16 protein-coding genes are annotated in these 22,260 nt (G+C 71.6%); 1 reads left to right on the top strand and 15 read right to left on the bottom strand.

What is annotated here, in order from left to right; translation table 11 throughout:
• Positions 1–4: 4 nt before the first annotated feature.
• The 8 genes from ACWEFJ_RS23580 to ACWEFJ_RS23545 form a co-directional block, all read right to left on the bottom strand.
• The gene (locus ACWEFJ_RS23580) at positions 5–1,060 is read right to left on the bottom strand and encodes an ABC transporter permease (protein ID WP_378085601.1); all 1,056 of its coding nucleotides are present in this window, start codon (positions 1,058–1,060) and stop codon (positions 5–7) included.
• A complete protein-coding gene (locus tag ACWEFJ_RS23575) occupies positions 1,050–2,564 on the bottom strand; it encodes a sugar ABC transporter ATP-binding protein (protein ID WP_449715050.1) in 1,515 nt (504 codons plus the stop codon). The genes ACWEFJ_RS23580 and ACWEFJ_RS23575 overlap by 11 nt, the downstream gene beginning before the upstream one ends.
• Positions 2,565–2,586: 22 nt before the next feature.
• Complete coding sequence (locus ACWEFJ_RS23570) at positions 2,587–3,633, bottom strand: sugar ABC transporter substrate-binding protein (protein ID WP_378085605.1); 1,047 nt, start codon at positions 3,631–3,633, stop codon at positions 2,587–2,589.
• Between the two features lie 31 nt (positions 3,634–3,664).
• Positions 3,665–4,417: an SDR family NAD(P)-dependent oxidoreductase gene (locus ACWEFJ_RS23565; RefSeq protein WP_449715049.1), complete on the bottom strand. Its 753-nt coding sequence runs from the start codon at positions 4,415–4,417 to the stop codon at positions 3,665–3,667.
• The gene (locus ACWEFJ_RS23560) at positions 4,414–5,715 is read right to left on the bottom strand and encodes an enolase C-terminal domain-like protein (RefSeq protein WP_449715073.1); all 1,302 of its coding nucleotides are present in this window, start codon (positions 5,713–5,715) and stop codon (positions 4,414–4,416) included. Before ACWEFJ_RS23560 ends, ACWEFJ_RS23565 begins: the two co-directional genes overlap by 4 nt.
• A gap of 17 nt (positions 5,716–5,732) precedes the next feature.
• Positions 5,733–6,584 (bottom strand): fumarylacetoacetate hydrolase family protein, encoded by an 852-nt coding sequence (locus tag ACWEFJ_RS23555; protein ID WP_449715048.1) that lies wholly within the window; start codon positions 6,582–6,584, stop codon positions 5,733–5,735.
• A 195-nt stretch (positions 6,585–6,779) separates the two neighbouring features.
• Complete coding sequence (locus ACWEFJ_RS23550; protein WP_449715047.1) at positions 6,780–10,031, bottom strand: glycosyl hydrolase family 95 catalytic domain-containing protein; 3,252 nt, start codon at positions 10,029–10,031, stop codon at positions 6,780–6,782.
• A 298-nt stretch (positions 10,032–10,329) separates the two neighbouring features.
• A complete protein-coding gene (locus tag ACWEFJ_RS23545; RefSeq protein ID WP_449715046.1) occupies positions 10,330–10,974 on the bottom strand; it encodes a hypothetical protein in 645 nt (214 codons plus the stop codon).
• Between the two features lie 111 nt (positions 10,975–11,085).
• Between ACWEFJ_RS23545 and ACWEFJ_RS23540 the strand changes: the two genes are divergently transcribed.
• Positions 11,086–11,484 (top strand): hypothetical protein, encoded by a 399-nt coding sequence (locus tag ACWEFJ_RS23540; RefSeq protein ID WP_378085616.1) that lies wholly within the window; start codon positions 11,086–11,088, stop codon positions 11,482–11,484.
• A 320-nt stretch (positions 11,485–11,804) separates the two neighbouring features.
• On the opposite strand, the gene ACWEFJ_RS23535 is transcribed toward ACWEFJ_RS23540, so the two are convergent.
• The 7 genes from ACWEFJ_RS23535 to ACWEFJ_RS23505 are packed head-to-tail and all read right to left on the bottom strand — an operon-like array spanning position 11,805 to position 21,945.
• Positions 11,805–13,073, bottom strand: coding sequence for a hypothetical protein (locus ACWEFJ_RS23535; RefSeq protein WP_378085618.1), 1,269 nt, complete (start codon positions 13,071–13,073; stop codon positions 11,805–11,807).
• Positions 13,074–13,085: 12 nt separating this feature from the next.
• The gene (locus ACWEFJ_RS23530; RefSeq protein WP_449715045.1) at positions 13,086–16,646 is read right to left on the bottom strand and encodes a hypothetical protein; all 3,561 of its coding nucleotides are present in this window, start codon (positions 16,644–16,646) and stop codon (positions 13,086–13,088) included.
• Positions 16,643–18,313, bottom strand: coding sequence for a hypothetical protein (locus ACWEFJ_RS23525; protein ID WP_449715044.1), 1,671 nt, complete (start codon positions 18,311–18,313; stop codon positions 16,643–16,645). Before ACWEFJ_RS23525 ends, ACWEFJ_RS23530 begins: the two co-directional genes overlap by 4 nt.
• Positions 18,314–18,332: 19 nt before the next feature.
• Positions 18,333–19,385, bottom strand: coding sequence for a polyprenyl synthetase family protein (locus ACWEFJ_RS23520; protein ID WP_449715043.1), 1,053 nt, complete (start codon positions 19,383–19,385; stop codon positions 18,333–18,335).
• A complete protein-coding gene (locus ACWEFJ_RS23515; RefSeq protein ID WP_449715042.1) occupies positions 19,382–20,644 on the bottom strand; it encodes a hypothetical protein in 1,263 nt (420 codons plus the stop codon). Before ACWEFJ_RS23515 ends, ACWEFJ_RS23520 begins: the two co-directional genes overlap by 4 nt.
• Positions 20,641–21,024 carry a hypothetical protein gene (locus tag ACWEFJ_RS23510; protein ID WP_449715041.1) on the bottom strand — a complete coding sequence of 128 codons (384 nt, stop codon included), beginning with the start codon at positions 21,022–21,024 and terminating at the stop codon, positions 20,641–20,643. Before ACWEFJ_RS23510 ends, ACWEFJ_RS23515 begins: the two co-directional genes overlap by 4 nt.
• 15 nt (positions 21,025–21,039) lie before the next feature.
• On the bottom strand, positions 21,040–21,945 hold the full coding sequence (locus ACWEFJ_RS23505; RefSeq protein WP_449715040.1) for a hypothetical protein: 906 nt from the start codon (positions 21,943–21,945) through the stop codon (positions 21,040–21,042).
• Positions 21,946–22,260: the final 315 nt, after the last annotated feature.

Raw genomic sequence — 22,260 nt, 5'->3', positions numbered from 1 at the left:
CTCCCTAGTCCTGCGCCTTGCCGCTGGTGAGCCGCGCCAGCACCAGCGCGACCAGGATCACCAGGCCGTTCACCGCCTGGATCTGGTCGGCCTTCACCTGCGCGAGCGTCAGCACGTTCTGGATCAGGCCCAGCAGCACGACCCCGGTCAGCGCGCCGAACAGGGTGCCCTTGCCGCCGTCGAGGCTGATGCCGCCGATGACCGCCGCCGCGAACACCGTGAAGATCATGCCGTCGCCCTGGTTGGCGGCCACCGAGCCCAGCCGCGCGGACAGCATCAGGCCCGCGAACGCCGCCAGCACGCCCGCGATCACCAGGGTGGTCCAGATGACCCGCTCGACCCGGATGCCCGCCGCCCGCGCCGCCGCCGGGTTGCCGCCCACCGCGTACAGCGAGCGCCCGACCCTGGTGTAGCCCATGACGACGATGCCGACCGCGAAGCACAGCACCACGATCCAGATCGACAGCGGCAGGGTCAGCACGCGCAGGCTGCCCAGGTAGTCGATCACCGGGATCCGGTTGGCCAGGTTGGACATGGTCGCGCCGCCCACCACGGCCAGTTGCAGGCCGCGCAGGGCGATGAGCATGGCCAGCGTGACGATGAACGCCGACAGCTTGAACTTGACGATCAGCAGCCCGTTGAACAGGCCGACGAGCGCGCCGAACACCAGGGCCACCGGCAGCACGGTCCACGCGGGCCACGGCGCGCCCAGGAAGTCGGTGCTGCCGACGACCATGAAGACCGCGATGGCGGGCGCGATGCCGACGACGGACTCCAGCGACAGGTCGAACTTGCCCACGATCAGCACCAGCGCCTCGGCCAGCACGACCAGCGCCAGCTCCGTCTGGTACTTCAGCACGGTGTCGACCAGGTACGCCTTGGTCAGGAACAGGTCGGGCTTGAGCGTGTAGCCGTAGACCAGCAGGGCGATGATCGGGGGGACCAGCGCCAGGTCGCGCAGCCGCGCCAGGCGCAGCCGGTTGGCCGGCCTCCCCGGCTCGCGGGTGGGCGGCACACCGCCGCCCCCGCGCACCGTGCTGTCGGTCGCGCTACTGGTCATCGTCCTCACCGATTCCTTCGATCTCCGCCACGAGCCTGCTCTCGTCCCACCCACGCGGGTGCTCGGCCACGACCCGGCCACCCACCATCACCACGACCCGGTCGCACACCCTCAGGTCCTCCAGTTCGTCGGAGACCAGCAGCGCGCCCCGGCGTTCGCGGGTCTGCCGGTCCACCGCGCCCAGCAGCGACTCCTTCGAGCGCACGTCCACGCCCGCGGTCGGCTGCACGAGCACCAGCACTTCGGGGTCGCTGGCCAGGGCGCGGGCCATCACGACCTTCTGCGCGTTGCCGCCGGACAGCTCGCCCACGGGCTGGTGCGGGCCCGCCGCGTGCACGTCCAGCTCGGCGATCATGTTCCGGGCCTCCGCGTCCCGACGGGACGGCAGCACCAGGACGCCGGGGCCGAGCTTGCCCGCGATGGTCATCGTGGCGTTCTCGGCGATGGACAACCCGCCGACGAACCCGTCCACGTTGCGGTCGCCGGGCAGGTAGCCGATGCCGCCCGCCAGGGCCGCGCGGACGGTGCCGCCGCGCACCGGCCGCCCGGCGACCACCACCGTGCCGCCGCGGGGTCGCAGCCCGGCGATCGCCTCGGCCAGTTGCCGCTTGCCGCTGGCCGCCGAGCCCGCGACGCCCACGATCTCGCCGCGCCGGACGGTCAGGTCCACGTGCTCGACCGCGCCGGGCACGCTCACCCCGGTCAGCTCCAGCACCGGGTCGGCGTCGGGCGGCACGGCCGGCCGGTCCGCGCCCACCTGCACCAGCCCGCGCGCCTCGCCGATCATCGCGGCCACCAGCCGGTCGCGGTCCAGCGCCGCCACGGTGTCGGTCACCACGTGCCGGGCGTCGCGGAACACGGTCACCCGCTGGCAGATCTCGTAGACCTCCGGCAGGTGGTGGGAGATGAACAGGAACGTCACGCCCTGCTCGCGCAGCGCCCGGAGCCGGTCGAACAGCCGGTGGATGGCCTGGGACTCCAGCTGGGCGGTCGGCTCGTCGAGGATGACGAACCGCGCGCCCAGCGACAGCGCGCCGGCGATCTCCACCAGTTGCCGCTGCTCCACCGACAGCTCCCGGGCCGGGAGGTCGGGGGCCACCGGCACCTGCCAGGTCTCCAGCAGCTCGGCCGCCTCGCGGCGCATCCGCGCGGGCGAGATCAGGCCGAACCGCCCGCGCGGCTGCCGGTGCAGGAACAGGTTCTCCGCCACGGACAGGTCCTTGACCACGGACGGGTGCTGGTAGACGCAGGCCACGCGCCGCCGCCACGCCGTCCGGTCGCCGATCGGCGGGGCCGGCTCACCGTCGAAGAGGACCTGGCCCGCGTCCGGTTTGAGCACCCCGGTCAGCACGCCGACCAGCGTCGACTTGCCCGCCCCGTTCCGGCCGACGAGGGCGTGCGTCTCCCCCGGCAGCACGGCGATGTTCCCGTCGGCCAGCGCGACGGTCGGCCCGAACCTCTTGGCGATGCCGACCGCCGCGACGACGGGTGTCGATCGGTCCATCGGTGACACCCTTCCGTCCGCCCTACCGGGCGCTGTTGCCCCAGAGCGCGGGGTCGTCCACGTTGTCCTTGGTCACCAGGGGCGCGGGGAGCTGGTCCTCGAAGCCGTTCGGCAGCTCGATGACGGTGCTGCCGTGCTCGGTGGGGCCGGCCTTGGGCGTCACGCCCGCCATCGCCTGCTTCGCCCAGTACAGGGCGATGCCGGCGTAGCTGTCGGCGGGCTGGGAGACCGTGGCGTCGATCTCGCCCTTGCGGATGGCGTCGAACTCCTGGGGGATGCCGTCGTTGGAGATGACGAAGATGTGCCGGGGGTCGGTCGGCGGCACCAGCAGGTTGCGCTGCTTGAGCACCTGGAGCGTCGGGTCGAGGAACACGCCGCCCGCCTGCATGTAGATGCCCTTGATGTCGGGGTCGGTGGACAGGCGGGTCTCCAGCGCGGCCTGCGCCTTGCTGCCCTCCCAGTCGGTCGGCTCCTCGAACACCGTGATGTCCGGGAACTTGGTGTCCATGCACTCCTTGAACGCCTCGGAGCGGTCCCGGCCGTTGATCGAGGACAACGCGCCCTGGAACTCGACGACCTTGCCCTTGCCGCCCAGCTTCTGGCCGAGGAACTCGCACGCCTTGGTGCCGTAGGCGCGGTTGTCGGCGCGGACGACCATGTAGAGCTTGCCGCTGTCCGGGCGGGTGTCCACGCTGACCACCGGGATGCCCTTGCCCGCCAGCTCGTCCAGCTTCGGGCCGATCGCGCCGGTGTCCTGCGGGGCCATGACGATGGCCTTCGCGCCCTGCGTGACCATGCTGTCCACGTTGGAGATCACGGTCTGGATGTTGTTCTGGGAGTTCGTCGTGGACACGAGTTCGACGCCCAGCTCCTCGGCCTTCTGCGGCACGTAGCGGGCGTAGGCGTTCCAGAAGTCGGAGTCGGCCCGGGGCAGGTCGACGCCGACGCCGCCCGGTCCGGCGCCGCCCGCCGGGGCGCTGCCGGCCGGCGACTCCTTGGTGCACGCGGCGAGGGCCAGGGTCATGGTCGCGACCGCGAGCGCGGCGGCGGTCCGGGAAGGGATCCTCATCGATGTTCTCCGGTTGTGCGGCGGTGTGGTGCTACTGGGGTCGGGGGCGCAGGCCCTGCATGCCGCCGTCGACGGCGAGCGCGGTCCCGGTGGTGGACCGGGAGTCGGGTCCGGCGAGGTAGGCGATCGCGCCCGCCACCTCGTCGGCGGTCACCAGGCGGCCCGTGGGTTGGCGGGCGCGCAGCGCGGCCAGCTCGGCGTCGGGGTCGTCGGCCGAGGCCAGCAACCTGCGCACCCAGGGCGTGTCCGCGGTGCCGGGGTTGACGCAGTTGACCCGGATGCCCTCGCGGACGTGGTCGGCCGCCATCGCCAGGGTCAGCGACAGCACCGCGCCCTTGGTGGCGCTGTAGAGGGCGCGGTTGGGCAGGCCCGCGGTGGCCGCGATGGAGCAGGTGTTCACGATCGACGGGCTCGCGGACCGGCGCAGGTGGGGCAGGGCGGCACGGGTGGTGCGCACGATGCCGACCACGTTCACGTCGAACACCCGGTGCCACTCGTCGTCCGGGTTGGCCTCCACCGTCCCCTGCGCGCCGACGCCCGCGTTGTTGACCAGGACGTCGAGCCCGCCGAGCAGGTCGGCGGCGCGGTCGACGGCGGCGGTGACCGACTCGGCGTCGGTCACGTCGGCCGTGACGCCGACCAGGGGCCCGGGGACGGCGGTCGGGTCGAGGTCGAGGCAGGCGACCCGCGCGCCGCGCGCGGCGAGCAGGGTCGCGGTGGCCAGGCCGATGCCGGAGCCGCCCCCGGTCACGATCGCGCGCAGTCCGGCGAAGTCCGCGGTCACGAGGCGCTCCGGTGGTCGGCCGCCGCCCACGCCGGGCCGGTCGGGTAGCTGAAGCGGGCGATGCTCTCGGGGCGCATGGTGGCGCTGAACCCCGGCGCGGTCGGCGCGGCGTACCGGCCCCCGACGACGCGCACGGGGTCCACGAAGTGCTCGTGCAGGTGGTCGACGTACTCGATGACCCGGTCGTCCATGGTCCCGGACACCGCGACGTAGTCGAACATGGACAGGTGCTGCACCAGCTCGCACAGGCCCACCCCGCCCGCGTGCGGGCACACCGGCACGCCGAACTTGGCCGCCAGCAGGAGGATCGCGACGTTCTCGTTCACCCCCGCCACGCGCGCGGCGTCCAGTTGCAGGTAGGACAGCGACCCGGCCTGGAGCATCTGCTTGAACACCACCCGGTTCTGCACGTGCTCCCCGGTGGCGACCTTGATCGGCGCGATGGCGCGGGCGATCGCGGCGTGCCCGAGCACGTCGTCCGGGCTGGTCGGCTCCTCCACCCACCACGGCTCGTACTCGGCCAGCTCCCGCACCCACTGGACGGCCGTGTCCACGTCCCAGCGCTGGTTGGCGTCGATGGCGATGCGCACGTCCGGTCCGACCGCGCTCCGGGCGATCCGCATCCGGCGCACGTCGTCGACCAGGTCGGTGCCCACCTTGAGCTTGATCTGGGTGAAGCCCGCGGCCACCGCCTCCCGGCACAACCGGCGCAGCTTGGCGTCGTCGTAACCGAGCCAGCCCGGCGAGGTGGTGTAGCCGGGGTAGCCGGTCTCCAGCAGCCGCGCCCGGCGCTCCGCCCGCCCCGGTTCGGCGCGGCGCAGGATGTCCAGCGCCTCCTCGCGGGTGAGCGCGTCGGTGAGGTACCGGAAGTCGACCAGGTCCACGACCTGCTCCGGGCTCAGCTCCGACAGCAGCACCCACAGCGGCTTGCCCGCGCGCTTGGCCCTGAGGTCCCACAGCGCGTTGACGACCGCGGCGATCGCCATGTGCATGACGCCCTTCTCCGGGCCCAGCCAGCGCAACTGCGAGTCGTGCACCATGTCCCGCCACACGCCGCCCAGGTCGGCCATGGTGGCCTCCAGGTCGCGGCCGACGACGTGCTCGCGCAACGCGTCGATGGCGACGGCCTGCACCTCGTTGCCGCGCCCGATGGTGAACGCGAACCCGTGGCCCTCGTGCCCGTCCGGGTCGTCGGTGGTGATGACGACGTAGGCGGCCGAGTAGTCGGGGTCGGGGTTCATGGCGTCGGACCCGTCCAGCTCCAGCGAGGTGGGGAACCGGATGTCGTGCGTCGCCATCCCGGTGATCCTGGACGTCACGCCTGCCCCACCTCCTGCCGCTGCCGGCCGAGCCCGTCGATCTCGACCTCCACCACGTCTCCCTCCCTCAGGTACGGCTTCGGGTCGGGTTGCCCGAGGGCGACGCCGGCCGGGGTGCCGGTGTTGATCACGTCACCCGGTTCGAGGACCATGAACCAGGACAGGTAGCGCACGACCTCCGCCACCCCGAACACCATGTCGGAGGTCCTGCCGTCCTGCCGGGTGACGCCGTTGACCCGCAGCCGCAGGCCCAGGTCCTGCGGGTCGGCGACCTCGTCGGCGGTGACCAGCCAGGGGCCCAGCGGGTTGAACGTCTCGCACGACTTGCCCTTGTCCCACTGGCCGCCCCGTTCGAGCTGGAACTCCCGTTCCGACACGTCGTTGGAGATCGCGTAGCCCGCCACGCAGGCCATCGCCTCGGCGTGGCCGTCGAGGTAGCGGGCCGTGCGGCCGATGACGACCGCCAGCTCGACCTCCCAGTCGGTCTTGGTGCTGCGCCGGGGCACCAGCACCCGGTCGTCCGGGCCGACCACCGTGGAAGGGGCCTTCAGGAACACCACCGGCTCGGCGGGCAGCGGCACGCCGGTCTCGGCGGCGTGGTCGGAGTAGTTCAACCCGATGCAGACCACCTTGCCGGGGCGCGCGACCGGCGGCCCGATCCGCTCGCCCGGCGCGACGGCCGGCAGCGCGCCGCCGGCCAGCGCCGCACGGACCCGGTCCAGCCCGTCCCCGGCGAGCAGCGCGCCGTCGATGTCGGCGACCACGCCCGACAGGTCCCGCGGGACCCCGGTCCCGTCCAGCACGGCGGGCCGCTCCGCACCCGGTGCTCCGACCCGTAGCAGCTTCACGCTCGACCACCTCGTCATACATCGGATCTCTTGATGGATTTATACCCAGCCGTACGGGCAGTGTCCATGGTTCTCGGCGAATAGATCGGATGTATGCGGTGGCCGGTCCGTCCGCGTTCGGACCGGCCACCGCACCCCGCGCCGACGTGCCACCCACCGGCGGCCCGTCACCGGCGCGGGTGATCCGATGACCGCCTAGCCGAAGGCGCGGGTGCGCCAGCTCCCGACCTGGTCGGCGGACAGCGCGGCCGGGATGACCGCGGCCCGGTCGACCGCGCCCGTCAGCCGCTGGCCGCCGTCCTGGTCGGCGGCGAACCGGAGTTGCCGAGTGGCGCAGCCGTTGATGCCCGCACCGGAGACCCGCGCCCCGCCGGCCCGGACGCCGTCGACGTAGACGTCGATCTCACCGCCCTTGCCCATGACCACCACGAGGTCCACGTAGCGCCCGGTCGGGACGACCGCGTCGGTGGTGACGTTCTGGTTCGCCCCGATGAACCGCACGTTGTTCGACGGCGTCAGGTCGATCAGCACGCCGTCGGTGCCGGGGTTGCCGCCGGGCTGGAAGTCGAACAGGCGGCGGTAGCCGGCGCCGCCGACCTTGACCTCGGCGGCGAACGTCGCCTCCTTGAGGAACCCGAGCGTCAGCGGCTGCGTCCGCAGGTACGTCTGGCCGTCCAGCACCAGACCGGAGCCGGAGGGCGCGGTCGGGTCGTAGGCGGCGGTCCCGTCCACCGTCGCGTCGCGTCCATAGGTCGACTTGTCGGCCACCACGGCGCCGGTGGTCGGGTCCCACGCGACCAGCGCCTCGTCCGGCGGCGGCGCCGGGCACGGCAGCGGCGGTTCGACCCGGACCAGCGTGACGCCACCGGTCTGCCAGCCCGCTCCCTGCCACGTCACGGCCAGCCGGGTGGTCGTCGCCCCGGTCTTCGGGGTGACGGTGAAGGTGAACTCCTTCGACTGCCCGCGGCGGAGAGCCGGGACGTCGATGTTCGCGGGCGTGGCCGCCCACCCGTCCGGCAGCGCCATGGCGAGGCGGGAGGCGGGCAGGTCGGCGTCGCGGGCGGTGACGGTCGCCGTGGCCTGGAACGGCGTGCCCGCGACGACCAGCTCCGGGGCCTTGAGCGTGACCGACGCCTGCGACACGGCGACATAGGTGCGGTTCTTGTGCGCGTCGAAGGTGATCGTCCGGCCGTCGCGCCGGTGCTCCACGGCACGGCCCGACTTCTCCTCCACCAGCCGGTACCGACCGGTGAACAGCTCGCTGGAGACCTTCAGCTCCCCCGACGCCCCCGGGTCCAGCACGATCCTGGTGGGCACGCCGCCCGCCCACTCGGCGTCCACGGTGACGTCGCCGCGGGCGCGCAGGCCGGTGACCTTGCCCTCGGACCAGGAGGACGGCAGGGCGGGCAGCACGTCCACGGCGTCGCCGTGGCTCTGCAGCAGCATCTCCGCCACGCCGGCGGTCGCGCCGAAGTTGCCGTCGATCTGGAACGGCGGGTGGGTGTCCCACAGGTTGTCCAGGGTGCTGCTCTTGAGCAGCTCCTCCAGCATCAGGTGCGAGTGGTCGCCGTCCAGCAGCCGCGCCCAGAAGTTGATCTTCCAGGCCTTGCTCCAGCCGGTGCCGCCGTCGCCGCGCGCGGCCAGCGACACCTCGGCCGCCCGGATGAACTCCGGGTCGTCCCGCGGGGTGATCTGCCGGCCGGGGTGCAGGGCGAACAGGTGGGACACGTGCCGGTGGTCGTTGTTCGGGTCGTCCAGGTCGTCCTTCCACTCCTGCAGCTGGCCCCAGCGGCCGATGCGCAGGCCGGGGTCGAGCTTGGCCAGGACGTCGCCGGTCGACTTCACGACCGCCTTGTCCCCCAACACCCGCGCGGCCTCCTGCGTGTTCGTGAACAGGTCCCACATGATCTGCTGGGACATGGACGCGCCGGCGGTGAACTCCCCCTGTTCGGGCGAGTAGCTCGGGCTCACCACGAGCTTGCCGTCCCGCGGGTCGACCACCAGTTCGTCGGCCCAGAAGTCGGTCAGCGCCTTCATCACCGGGAAGGCCCTGGTGCGGAGGAACTTCACGTCCTTGGTGAACAGGTAGTGCTCGTAGTAGTGCTGGGCCAGCCACGCGCCCGCCTCGGGGAACCAGAAGGAGGTCGCCCAGTCGTGCACCCCGGTGAAGCCGAACGGGTTGGTCTCGTTCTGCACGACCCACCCGTCGTTGCCGAACATGTCCGCGGCGGTCTTCGTGCCGGGCGCGACCATGGAGTCCACGTAGTCGAAGAACGGCGTCGTGGTCTCCGAGAGGTTGGTGGTCTCGGCCGGCCAGTAGTTCATCTGGAGGTTGATGTTGACGTGGTAGTCGGCGCTCCACGGCGGCGAGGTCGAGTTGTTCCACACGCCCTGCAGGTTCGCGGGCAGCGACCCGGCCCGGGACGACGCGATCAGCAGGTAGCGGCCGTACTGGAAGAACAACGCCTCCAGCGCCTTGCGGTTCGGCGCGGGCAGCTCCCCGACGCGGTAGGCGCGCAGCAGGTCGTCGGTGGGCATGTCCGGCATGGACTGGCCGATGTCCAGCGAGACCCGGTCGAACAGCGCGCGGTGGTCGGCCACGTGCCGCGAGCGCAGCTGCGAGTACGGCTTGCGCGCGGCGGCGTCCACCCGGGAGGTCACCGCGCGGTGCGGGTCGTCGCCGCGGTAGGTCGGGTACCGGTCGGCGTAGTCGGTGCCCGCGGCCAGGACGAGGACGACCTCGTCCGCGCCGGAGACGGTGACCGACCCGTCGGCGTTGTCCGTGCGGGTGCCGCCGGTGGTCCGGACCTGCACCTGCGACTCGAAGCGCATCTTGTTGTCGTTGAGGTTGCCCGCCACGGTGATGCGGCCGTCGCGCGCGGTGACGGTCTTCGAGCGGTTGTCGGGTGTCGTGACCGACGCCGTGAAGCTGATGCTGCCCGGCCGTGACGCGCTGAACCGGCCGACCACGACCTCGTCGGCGGCGGAGGCGAAGTACTCGCGGGAGAACGTGGTGCCGCCGGCCTGGTAGGTGACGCCCGCCGTCGCGTTCGCGATGTCGAGGCTGCGCCGGTAGCCCGTGACGCCCTGCGGCGCTTCGGGCTGGGAGATGCGCAGGTCGCCGAACGTCTGGTAGGCGCCGAACCCGGTCTTGGGCTGGCCGAGCACCGAGGCGACCCAGGTCGGGCTGACCTTCCCCTCGGCGGCGATCCGGTCCTGCACCTGCTTGATCGCGTCGGGGCGCGGGGTGCGCCAGTTGCCGAAGTCGTAGCCGGGCGAGCCGGGACCACCGGTCCACAGCGTCTTCTCGTTGAACTGGAGCTGCTCGTTCTGGAGACCGCCGAACACCATCGCGCCCAGCGCGCCGCTGCCGATGGGCAGGGCCTGGGACTCCCAGTTGGCGGCCGGTTCGTCGTACCAGAGGGTCGAAGCCGAGGAGGCGGGCACCCGTTCACGCCCTCCGATGTCCTGCGCCGGGGCGGCGCCAGTCGCTGTGATCAGGGAGAACCCGGTTATGGCCGTCACCACGGCGGCACGCCGCCGTAGCGCTCTCCGTTGAACGCTCATGTCTTCGCACCTGTGTTCCTCACGGGGCAACACGACGGCTCGAAGGCTAGACATCCGATCTCTACAGCGTCAAGGGTGCAATCTCTCGGGAAACAGGTGAAGACGACTGCCAGGCCGACCGTAAACGTAGGAGCACTACCGGTGACCGATCCCCGGTGACCGATCCCCGGTGATCGGGTCACACCTCGGCGATGGCGATCAGCGCGTCGCGGTCACCCGTCCGGGACAGACGCCGGTGCAACTCGTCGGAGCGCAGCCAGTCCCGGATCGGCGCGGCCGGGTCCCGGGGGAACCACCACAGGCTCGGCTCGCCGCCCGCCGCGAGGTCTGCGGCCCAGTACCGCGCCAGGCGCGCGATCCCGGCGTCCGCGTCGTCACCGGTCATCGTGTGGAGGTGGGCCAACCACGGCGTCAGGTCGTGGTCGACGTGGGCCGCCGCGCAGATCAGCTCCTCCACGGAGGACGCGGGCCGGCCATCGGTCACGGCGTCCGCCAGCATCGCGCGGAGCGCGGCCCGAACCGCGCGCTGCTCGTCGTCCGGCCACGTGGGGAAGCGGGCATGGGTCAAGCCGCGCAGCAGGAGCCGGTCGGGCGACGCCTCGACCAGCGCGAGGATCCGCGGCGCGAGCCCGCGCCAGATCAAGCCGTACTGGTCCTCCGACCAGTGGTCGGTGACCTCTCGCGCGAAGGAGCCGACGAGGTCGTCCGGCACCGCCGCCGGATCGCCGCCCAGCAGCTCCAGGTCGGACGGTGAATAGCAGTACGCGCAGCCGCCCACCCTCCCGACCCGGGGCACGCCGGCGAAGACCCGACCGAGATCCATGCCGAGCAGGCTACGCGGTGCCCGACATCCCGGTTCGGCACCACCGGACGGGGTGATTGACGGTCCGGCCCGGGCACCGAACTCTGGTGACCACCACCCGAGGAGGACCAGATGACCGCAGCGATCACCGGCGTGAAGATCGTGAGCGTGAAGGGGGTGGAGTTGAGCAGCAAGGGGCTCGTGCGCGGCGTGAAGGCCGTCGTGGAGGTGGAGGTGACGCGGAAGGAGGGGAAGCCGGAGCTGCAGGAGCTGCGCGGCACCTACAAGTTCTACCCCAACCCGCACGAGAGTTCGGCGTACAACGACCGCAGCAAGTCGAAGTTCTACCACGACGCCGCGGAATCCGTGGCGTGGCGGGTGCTGGGTCCCCGGCACGCGCTCGTGGGCCTGAACAGGTTCCAGTTCGAGTTCGGCGGCGTGACGTACCGCGCGACCGGGTGGGACGAGCCGATCGGCGGGAACTACAAGAACCGCTGGCGCGTGGACGGCCCCGAGGTGCCGCCGCCCTGACCCTCCGCGCGGCCACGCAGCGAGGTGGCACGGCGGCCACGCGGCGAGGTCGCACGTGGGCGGTCCCGAGGTGCCTCACCGTCAACCGCCCTCGGACCACGCGGCCGGGTGGCACCGCACGCCTCGGGTGCCGCCGCAGCAGCCACGCGCGACGCGGCGGGCACCGCCCCGGGCTGCCGCCGCGGGAAGTCGGCGGCGGGAGGCGGCGGAGTGGATTCGGCGGCGGGAGGCCGGCGGCGGAGATCCAGCGGCGGAAGGCCCGCGGCGGAGATCCAGCGGCCGGCGGCGGGATTCGGCCGTGGATAGTCCGCAGTGGGCGGTCAGCGGCGGGCGACGTGCAGGCGGCCGGTGATTTCCACCGTGCCGTTGTGCGCCGACAGGTCCAGGTCCTTCGGCGACACGTCGAAGTGGACGCCCTCCAGGTCCACGTGGAGCGTGGGCACGCGGTAGACGTCGAACCTGATGCCCGTCATGGCCTGGCGGACGAACGGGCTGATGAGCCCGGACAGCGCGTTGGTCACCCACGCCAGCACGGCGCTGACGATGTCGCCCCGCGTCGGCGTGAGCTTGAGCGTCACGTGACCCACGTGCACGGTCTTCGCGGACAGCACCGCGTCGTCCAGGTCCAGCCGCACGTCCGCGACCGGGTCCGGGATCAGTTCCAGGGCGAAGAACCCGTCGGTCGACCCGCCGAAGAACCAGTTGATCCCGGCCGCCCCGCCGCCGGTCACCCGCGCCGACACGGTGATCGTGCGGTCGTCGGACACCCGGCCGTCGGCGCGCACGCCGTGCAGGGCCACGGTCGCCTTGTAGTAGGCCGTGCCGAGGCCGATGCCCGTCTGGTCGTGCGGTGACGCGGTCCGCCCTTCCAGGTACCGGGTGCCGACGTCGGTCACGGCCCGGATCGTGTCGGGACCGAGCTGGGCGAAGAACGGGGTGGCGGGCCACGGACCCGCCTCGTCGGTCGGCAGGGACTTCCCGGACAGGTTGGCGGTGATCACCAGGTGGTCGTCGGCCACGTGCGCGACGGGCCGGCCGAGCGCGATCCCCGCGACGGTCGGGATCGGCAGGGGCATGCCGGCGAGCAGTTGGCGCGCGGCCTCCAGCACGATCGGGACGACGTGCTCGTTGTAGACCCAGTCGGGGAGCTGCTGGCCGGTCGACACCTTCGCGCTCAGCGGGGTGATGACGAGCTTGTGCCCGGACCCGTTGATCGAGGTGACGACGCGCACCGAGACGGTGTTGTGCGCGGGTGTCCCGTCGATGGTGAGGGTGAGGTCCACCTGCTTCAGGTCGACGTGGAAGGCGTCGCGCCGGTCGGACGCCGAGAGGATCCGCAGGACTTCGTCCCGGCCGATCCCCGGCGGGTCCGCGTCGCCGAGCAGGTCGTGCGCCAGGCGGTGCCGGTCCACCGGGGACTTCAGGTCGAACGCCGGGGGTTGCCTGACGTCCCAGGACAGCGAGTACTCCTTGCCGTCCTTCGTGAAGGTCCTGCCGTCCTTGAAGTACCGCGGGTACTGCCGCCGGTACACGGTGCCCGCGATGTCGTTCAGGGTGCCGGCCGAGAGGCCGAAGGCGACGTCGCTCATGCGGTCTTCCCTTCAGAGGGCGTTGGCGGCCTTGGTGACGGCGCAGTTCTTCTCCAGCAGCTTCCACGCTTCCTTCATCGTGATGCCGCAGACGTCGACCAGCGCCTTGGCCATCTCGTCGATGCCGTGCTTCCCGAGGTCGAGCAGGGCGTCGGCGACGGCCGCCACGGACTGCCGGAAGTGGGTGTAGAGCACCTTGACGATGTCGATCGCGCTCTGCCCGACCCACAGCGCGCCGTCGAGGAGCAGGGCGAGCCACTTCCCGACGTCTTCCAGGACGACCTCGAAGAACTCCGCGGCGTGCTCGGAGATCCAGGCGGCGATCGCCTTCGGGACGTCGGTGAGGACGTCGGCACTGACCGCGAGGTCCATGGCGGGGTCGAGCCGCACGGACTTCCAGTCGAGGCGGAGGTCGGCGTGCAGGCCCGCCGACCGCGCCGACACCCGGCACGAGAGCGTCAGGCGCGCGTTCGGCACCTTGATCCGGACGCCCTTGGGGATGATCGTGATCCCGGCCACGCGGACGTCGCCCCGGAGGGTGAGGTCGAAGCCGTAGGTGCCGGCGCTGAACGCGCCGGCGAACCCGTCCTTCGTGGACAGCGTGGCGCTCATCGTGGTGTGGAAGAGGCCGGCGAGGTCCGTGCCGAACGTGAGCCGGAACCCGGCGGAGTCGGCGTGGCCGCTGAACGTCTCGGTCACGCCGAGGAGCTTGACCCGGCCGGAGGCGTCGAAGTAGGTGCGGCCGGGTTGGCCGATGACCGTGGTGTCGAGGTCGACGTGCGGACCGGCGTCGTGGTTCGTGGCGTCGGTCAGCTCGAACAGGTCGTGGTACTTCACGGCGGGGTCGATCGACCCGGAGGCGACGACGCCCTTCAGCGCGAGCGCGCCCTTGACCTTGAGCGCCCAGCCGAAGAACTCCACGTCCACGTCGAAGCCGAAACCCTTGGCGTAGTGGGTCCCGTCGGGCGCGTCCCAGCCGTTGGGGTCGGCGACCACGAAGCAGCTCAGCGCGTGGACGACGACGTCCTTGAGCAGCGGCACGCGGTCGAGGTCGGTGCCGGTGAACTGGCCGACGATGCGGGCCAGCGTCAGGTCGTGGCCGGGTTGGGACTTGAGGCTGAACACGAACGCCTTGGGCGCCTCGAAGTTCACCACCCGCCCGCCGAGGGTGAGCGTGAACGCGTCGTCGCCGGAGCCGATGAGGAACGTGCCGATCAGGCCGATCGACAGCCCGGAGGCGTCCACGGTGAAGCCGAGGCCGAACGACTTGACGGTCAGCCCGTGGATGCCGAACGGGTTGACCCAGTTCTCGATGGCGACCGACAGGTCCAGCGCCGGCGGCTTCAGGTCGATCGCGCCGCGGCCGACGAGGTGCAGCGTCTCGCCGTGCACGGTGAACTTCGCGTCGGCCTCGAGCGAGAACTTCGTCGGCGCGAGGCTGACGACGAGCCTGGTGAACTCGACCGCGCCGATGGTCCCGGGCTCGGGGAGGGTGCCGCGGATGGTGGACTTGAGCGGTTCGGCGGTGTCGATGATCGCCGCCAGGTCCAGTTCGGCGCGCGGGGGCAGGATGTCCGACAGGACCTTGAGCGCCTTCTCGGTGAGCAGCAGCGACCCGGCGAACGTCACGCCCTGCTCGACCGGGTAGGGCAGGTCCTCCAGGCCGGGCAACGGGTCGGTCCACCGGTCGGTGGACAGCAGCAGCGCGGCGTCGCGGACGGTGACGTGGTCGAACACGTCGCCGAGCGGCGGCCAGATCGCCTTGGGGTTCCAGTCGGGCACGAGGAGGATGCCGACCAGGAAGCCCGCCTGCCCCGTCCCGCCGGTCGCGGCGTTCGCGTAGGCCAGGCGCACCGGGGACGCGCCGGTCCGGCGCGCCGCGAACAGCACCGTGACCTGCCCGAACTTGTCGATGTCGAGGGAGGCGCCCGCCGCGAACTCGTAGCCGGCGGCGCCCGTGACGCGTAGTGCGCGTGCCGCGTCCTTGCTGCGGCGGACCACGACGGCGGCCTTGCGCAGGGTGATCTCGGGCACGCCGGAGCCGGTGACCACGCCCGCGTCGGCGAACGCGTCGGCGAGCTTGGTGAGCGACACCTCCGACAAGGTGCCCTTCAGCTCGAACCCGGCCGAGCGCACCGCGATCGTCGCGGCGAACGACGCGACCTTCCCCTGATCGCGGCCGGTGACGGTGGCCTTGCCGCTGATCGCGCCGTCGAACCCCTCGCCCGCGCGGTAGGCGAGGTCGAGCGTGCCTTCGGTGAGGTGCAGGGCCGCGGCCCCGACCGGCATCGCCCAGTCGCTCACCACCGTGAGCCCGAACGAGAACTGCCTGGTGCGCAGGTCAGCGGACAGCTCCAGCCGGTTGAGCGTGAGAGCGGGCAGCCAGGTCGTGCTCGGCAGGTACTTCCGGACGACCTCCGACAGCGGGATCTCGGTCGTGGGGTCGAGCACGCCGGTGAAGGTCAGCCGCGTCGGCGTGTAGTAGGCCGAGACGTCGAGGTCGTACTTGCCGAGGAACCGGAACGTGCCGGCGAGCAGGGCGGTGATCTCGCGCTCGCCGGTCGGGTCCTCGACGGTGAACGTGAGGACCACGTCGGGGACCGCGACCTGGTCGGGGATGATGGTCAACGCCTTGCCGGTGCCGACCTTCAGCGCGACGGACGCCAGGCGGACCGGGTCCAGGCCGACGACCGCGCTCAGGTGGCGCAGGACGATCGTCTCCGGCACCTCCAGCACGTCCTTCACCACGTCGGCGACCTTCGCGCCGTGCAGGAAGTCGGCGAACGCGGTCAGCGCGTACCGCGACAGCGCGGTGAGGTCGGAGTCCAGGATGAGGTAGGTCTTCAGGTCGCGGGTGCGCATCGACACCGGGACGTCGGGCACGCCGTGGCCGACGACGATCCTGCTGCCGAGTTCCAGGCACGGCTCCGGCGCGGGCACCACGACCGCGGTGAACGCGAGCGGGAGCCGGAGCCCGCCGACGACCAGCGGGTCGGACGGGACCGTGCCGATCCGGACCGGGTCGGCGTCGAGCGCACCGCGCGGCTCGCGCAGCCTGAGGTCGGGGAACACCGCGAGCGCGGCCAGGGTGCCCTGCTTGCGGACCTCGGCCGCGGCCAGGTTCAACCCGGTGGACGTGCCGTCGCGCGTGATGCTCGACCACCGCAGCCGGGGTTGGTCGAACACCAGGCCCACCACCTCCGGCGCGACGTCCCGCCACGACGGGAAGGACACGCCCGGGTTCCAGTCCTTCGGCTCCAGGGTGACCAGCAACGCGACCTTGCCCTGGTCGGCCAGGTCGAACGACAGGTGGAGCCGGGGGGCCTCGACGCCGAGCAGCGTGGTGGACGTGCCGGTCAGCACGACCGTCCCGTCCCGCAACCGCGGCTCGTCCGACGGCACGGCGGTCAGCACCCACTTGCCGTCGGTCAGGGGGAACGAACCCCGCACCAGGTCGCGGACGCTGTCGGAGCCCAGCGCGTCGGGCGCCATCGCGAAGGTGCGCTCGGCGCCGCTCCCGGTGACGAACCCCTTCACCTCCTCCAGCAACCGCTCGGGCGACCGGCCGGTCATGCCGGACCGTCCAGTCGGGCCGTCAGCAGCGCGCGGGTGTTGGTGGTGATCGCGGCGCTCAGCTCGCCCAGGATCTCCTCCTTGCGCAGTTCCCGGTTGATCCCGTCCACCACCTTCCGCTTGTTCTCCGGCTTGTTCAGCTCCTTGTTGATGATCTGCTCGAAGCTGTCGCCGACCTCGGCGGTGACGGTGATGTCGGCGGGTTCGGCGCGGACGTCGAGTCCCGTGCACCTGATCGTCAGGGTGTCGAGGGCGTCGTGCTCGCCGCCGCTCGTCGCCAGGACGACGTGGACCTCGGACTTGGTGACGCTGACCGAGTACGGGCCGTCGAAGGGGTCCTGCCCCTTGATCTTGACGACGACCGTGCCGGTGAGCTTGAGGGGCGCCTTGAGGATGCGCGTGCGCTTGTGCCCACCCGCGTCCGGGACCTCGACCTCGGTCCCGTCGGGCAGGGTCGACAGCCGCACGACGGCTTCGACGCCGGGGTCGAACACCAGCTCGTCGGCCGGCGCGAGCGCGTTGGCGGCCCCGACCAGCTCGTTGCCCTGCAACGTGATGTCGGTGGGCGTGTCCAGCACGGTCACCGGGAAGGTGAACGGTTCGGGCCGGTAGGGGTCGAGCGGCGGCGAGGTGACGGAGAAGACGCCGACGGGCAGGTAGTAGTCGCTCTTCGGGTTGTTGACCGCTCGGCGGAACCGCTGGAACAGGTCGTCGTCCACGGACGTGGACGCGCTCGCCGCCCCGATGGACCGGTCGAGCGTCGAGCGGAGGTTCTTGGTCAGCTCGGCGGCCAGGCTCCGGCGGTGCTCGGGCTCGTTGAGCGTGTCCTGGATGCGCGCGACGAGTTCCCGTTGGCCGTCGTCGCTGTTGAGCGCGAGGGTGGCCGCGCGCTTCCAGGTTTCGGGGTTGACGTAGGGGTTGCCCTTCTCGAACCGGACGTCGTCGAGCTTCAGGGTGGGCCGTTCGGCTTCCCCGCCGCGGGTGTGCAGCGCCTGGACGCCGATGGCGGGCCGTCCCTCGTCGTCCACCGTGACGGTCCAGTCGACGTCGGCCCACAGGTCGGTGACGAGCAGCACGAACGTCCCGTTGCCCGCCACGTTGAAGGTGGGCCAGTCGAAGGGGGCCTTGTGGTGGTTGGTCGTCACCTCGCCGGTCTTCGCGTCGGCGATGCTGAGCCACTGGTCGAGCCGGAAGCCGCCGGTCACCGTGATCGCCGCGGGCAGTTCGGGGAACGTGCCGAACGCGATGGTGAGCCGCGAGGTGTAGCCGGAGCCCTGCCGGCGCACCGCCGGTTCCGGCCGCAGGCGGGCGTTCTGGAGCCCGTCGACGGTCACCTCCGCGACGTTCAGCGTGGCGGGCTTCCGGTCCGGGGTCGGGATGCCCTTGTACTGCCCGATCTGGACGCGCGGGTCATACAGTTCGGGCTGCCTCCGGACCTGCCTGTCGAACTCCGCGTTGAACGCCGAGGCGAACATGTTGTTGATGGTGTTGCCGCTCTCGCCGCCGATCCCTCCGATCTCCCACCGGTCGGCGTGCAGGGGCAGCACCTTGCCGCCGCCGGAGTCGGTGAGGTTGGTCAGGACGGTGGGCAGGTAGAACCTGGTCCCCGCCCTGGCCATCCTCGGCTGGAGGGTGTTGAACACGAATCGGAACAAGCCTTCGCCCACGGTGCGCTCCCGGTGGTGGTCAGCGGCCACGGTCCACGACGTGCAACGCGATGCGCTCCAACGCGTCGCGGTAAGGGTTGCGGGGGAACGGACGCAGGTACTCCACCGCGTCCAACGCCTGACGACGCGCCTCGGCATACGCGCGGGCGAACCCGGCCGTCGCCCGCACCTCGTCCACCAACGGCGTCACGTCCTCCGGCGCGGGCAGCTCGCCGCGCAGGAACCGGCTCACCCGGTGGTCCTCGCCCAACTCCGCCATCGCGTACACGATCGGCAACGACAACCGGCGACGCGCCAGATCCACCCCGCGCGGCTTGCCCGACGCCGACTCGTCCTGGGTGAGGTCGAACAGGTCGTCCATCACCTGGAAGGCACGCCCGACCCGCCGGCCGTAGTGCCCGATGCGCCGCACGTCCCGGGTCCGCCCGTCGACCAACGCCACACCGCACTCGCAGGCCAACGCGAACAGCACGGCGGTCTTGCGGTCGATCGTGCGCCAGTAGCGTTCCACCAGCACCCCGGTCCGCCACGACGGGTCCACCCGCAGCTCGTCCAGCTCGCCGCAGCAGATGCGGTAGGCCACGTCCAGCACCGACTTCACCAGGCCGAGGTCGCGCCCGGTGTCGATGCAGTCCACGAACCCCCGCACCGCCTGCACGAACTGCATGTCCCCGACGATCACCGCCTCGCCCGGCCCACGCGCCGCGTTCACCGACGGCAAACCCCGCCGCACCGCCGACTCGTCCACCACGTCGTCATGGATCAACGTCGCCACGTGCAACATCTCCAACGACACCGCACCCCGCACCACCTTGTCCGGCAACCCACCCGGACCGTGGACCAGACGCGCCGACAGGGCCAACAACAACGGCCGCAGCCTCTTCCCGCCGTCGTAGAGCGCGCGTTCGGCGTCGGTGAGGTAGTCGCGTTGCGGGGCCAGCGCCTTGTCCAGCAGCGAGTGGTACCGGTCCAGATCACCGGACAGCAACGTCCGCCACGCGTCGGTGACCGGGTCCGCCCCCGTTCCCGACCCGAGCGCGGTCACGGACGGCACCGCGTCGGTCGCGGTCACCGGCCGGGATCCCCGACCAGGGCCGGATCCCCGGCCACCACCGCCACCCGCAGCCGCTCGGCCACCGCGTCCCGCACCAGATCCGCCACGAACCCCGCCGCGGCCAGCCGTTCCCGCGCCACCCCGGCCGCCGCGCCGCTCCAGCCCTCGTCGTCCAGCACGAGGTCGAACACCGGCAACTCGACCCGCACCACACCGGACGGGTCCGTGACCGCCGCCGCGCCGGTGATCCGACCCGAGCCCGCGCCCTCGAACAACGTCGTCGGCACGGCCGCCGCCCGCAACGCCCGGCGGCCTTCCCACGCCATGCGGTGGAACCGCTGGATCAGCTCGCGCTCCTGCTCGTCCCAGCCGTCCCAGTCGACGTCGTCGGCGAACGGCCTGAGCACGGCGGGGAACCGACGCCGGACCTCCTCGGTGATGGCGGGGAGGTCGGCTTCGTGGTCGTCCACGGCCACGTAGACCTGCTCGCGGGTCATCGGGTGGGTTTGGTCCTTGTTGTTCCCGGTCCGCTCCACCAGGTCCCCGAAGGCGAACGTCGCCATGCTGGCGTCGTAGTACTTGCCCGACGTGGGCGGGTCCAGCGGGTCGTAGTCGGGATCGAGCATGAGGACGTAGTTGGCGGCGGCGAACTGCCGGACGAACGCGTTGTGGTTGTAGTCGCCCTGTCCGCCCAAGGGGTCCTCGTAGCGCCGTTCCGGGTCGTTGACCGCGGGCTCACCGCTCTTCACCGCGCCGTGCGTGTCCGTCGCCATGTGCGTCGTGCCGGTGTTGACGGTCCAGACGTCACGGGTGAAGCTGCTCAGGTTCTCGTCGAACAGCTCCGCGTACACGTCCTCGTGCAGCCCGTACAGGTTGAGCAGGCTGCGGCCGTTCTCGGTCTGCGCCAGCCGCATGCGTTGGTTGCGCGCGTTGTCCAGCCACGCGGGGTGCTTGTCGTCCTCGTCCGCGGACCTGGGCGCGGTGGCCTCGGCCGGCAGCACCGACAGGTCGCCGCCCCCGTCGACGGTCGCCACCCGGTCGGGGGTCGCGTCGATCGCGTACCGGGCCCGCACCACCAGCGGGGGCAGCGCCACGACCGTGCGGTCGCCGTCCGACACCGGCACGGCCGCGGGCCCCTCTTCCGGCTCGACGGTCAGTTCCGCGAACCGCAGCGACAACGCGCCCGACGGGTAGCCGACGTGCTCGGGCATCCGCACCGTGCGGGCCAGCGGCAGGGCGGGCGGTGGCGGCACGGTGAACGCCCGGGGCGACGTCACGACCCCACCTCGATCCTGCCCGTCACCAGCAGGTTGCCCTCGTGGGTGCCGAGGTCGAGGTCCTTCGCCGTGAACGTGATCGGCGTGCCCCCGACCGTGACCGTGTAGCCGATCGGGTCTTTGAGGTTCACCGGGATGACCTTGCCCTTGATCTTGTCCCGGAGGGCGGGCAGCAGTTTCCTGATCACCGCGTCGACCAGGAACTTGACCAGCTCCAGCAGGGCCTTGTCGATCCAGCTGCCGTCCGGCCGCAGGTGCACCTCCCTCAAGTCCAAGTCGATGATCTTGGCGGAGAACTTCTGGGCCGAGTCCGCCGAGATCTTCACCGTCAGCTTCGGCTTCGGCGGTGTCAGGGTCACCCGGTACTGCATCGTGGTCACCGTCCTGGGGTCCGGTCAGAGGCTGTCGCTGGACTTCTTGAACGCGCACGGGATGCCGAGGTAGGAGGCCACCGCGTCGAACGCCACGTCGAGGGCTCCGGACCACACCGTGGCGTCGTCCTTGTCGATCGCGATGTCGTCCACGCTCGCCAGCACCGCGTGGACCGTGAGCTTGGCGCGGTCGTTCTTCTCGGTCCCGTCGTACAGCGTCTTGTTCCTGTTGGCCCGCGCCACCTCGGTCGCCAGGCGTTGCGCGTACGCGCGGTTGACCACGGCGAACACCGGTTTCGCGGGCCACTCCCCGGGCAGCGGCACGGCCGTCGAGGTGTCGCCCGTGGTCACGATCACCAGGCGTCCGCCGGTGATCAGGACCTCCACGACGGTCAGCGTGAACCCGAGGTCGCCGATGGTGATGGTCTGCGGTGGCACCTTGTGGCCACTCAGGACGGGCCCCAGCTTGTCGTACACCTTGGGCAGGATCAGGCCGTTGACGATCGCCTTCTCGGCGGTGCTCATGGTCGACGGGTCGGCCCAGATGGACAGCGGCGTGATGGACAACGTGCCGTCGGCGAGTGCCGCCTGCCCGTAGAACTCGACGCCGGGCGCCAGGTCGGCCTGCGCGCCGTCGATCGTGAACACCAGGCGCAGCTTCGGGATCGCCAGGACGAAGACGTTGCCGGTCGGCGGGTCGCCGGTCGGGTGCTCGCCCTTGGCGTTCACCGATTGCCGCCACCGGGCCGGGTCCGGTGGCCGGAACTCGAAGGCGGGCGACTTCCCCTCGACCTCCCAGGTGCCCGACACGGTGTCGTTGCGGTAGTCGCCCTTGAAGAAGGCGGCGTGCGTCTTGGGGTCCTTGTTGAGCTTGTCGACCCCGGCGGAGAAGCTCGCCGAGTCGATGCCGAGCACGACGTCGAAGTCCACGACCCGAAGACCTCCCGTTCCCCGACCCGTGGCCGGACCGGTTCGCCCGCTTCCGGTGCCAGTGTGTCCAGGCCGGCGCACGCCTGCGGAGCCGTGACCCCTTCGTGCCGGCAACTCGACACCTACGAGGCCGGGTTCGCACCCGGTCGTCACCGCCGGTCGCGCGTCGTGTCCCGAAAGGATGGTCGTGCCCCCTCCGGACGGGTTCCGCGGACAGCCGTGCCGGGCACGCTCCCGGTCAGCACGGCGCGTCCGCGGCGAGGAGAACCGCCCGGCCCCAGGGCACGGCGTCCCCTTCCCCGACGACGCCGGGAT

This window comes from Actinosynnema sp. NPDC004786, assembly GCF_053601135.1.
This window is presented reverse-complemented; position numbering and strand designations above follow the sequence as displayed.

What these genes read in the sequence shown, in the direction of transcription:
- ACWEFJ_RS23580 (WP_378085601.1), bottom strand. Translation starts at nt 1,060, where the DNA reads ATGACCAGTAGCGCGACCGACAGCACGGTGCGCGGGGGCGGCGGTGTG.
- ACWEFJ_RS23575 (WP_449715050.1), bottom strand. Translation starts at nt 2,564, where the DNA reads ATGGACCGATCGACACCCGTCGTCGCGGCGGTCGGCATCGCCAAGAGG.
- ACWEFJ_RS23570 (WP_378085605.1), bottom strand. Translation starts at nt 3,633, where the DNA reads ATGAGGATCCCTTCCCGGACCGCCGCCGCGCTCGCGGTCGCGACCATG.
- ACWEFJ_RS23560 (WP_449715073.1), bottom strand. Translation starts at nt 5,715, where the DNA reads ATGGCGACGCACGACATCCGGTTCCCCACCTCGCTGGAGCTGGACGGG.
- ACWEFJ_RS23545 (WP_449715046.1), bottom strand. Translation starts at nt 10,974, where the DNA reads ATGGATCTCGGTCGGGTCTTCGCCGGCGTGCCCCGGGTCGGGAGGGTG.
- ACWEFJ_RS23540 (WP_378085616.1), top strand. Translation starts at nt 11,086, where the DNA reads ATGACCGCAGCGATCACCGGCGTGAAGATCGTGAGCGTGAAGGGGGTG.
- ACWEFJ_RS23535 (WP_378085618.1), bottom strand. Translation starts at nt 13,073, where the DNA reads ATGAGCGACGTCGCCTTCGGCCTCTCGGCCGGCACCCTGAACGACATC.
- ACWEFJ_RS23530 (WP_449715045.1), bottom strand. Translation starts at nt 16,646, where the DNA reads ATGACCGGCCGGTCGCCCGAGCGGTTGCTGGAGGAGGTGAAGGGGTTC.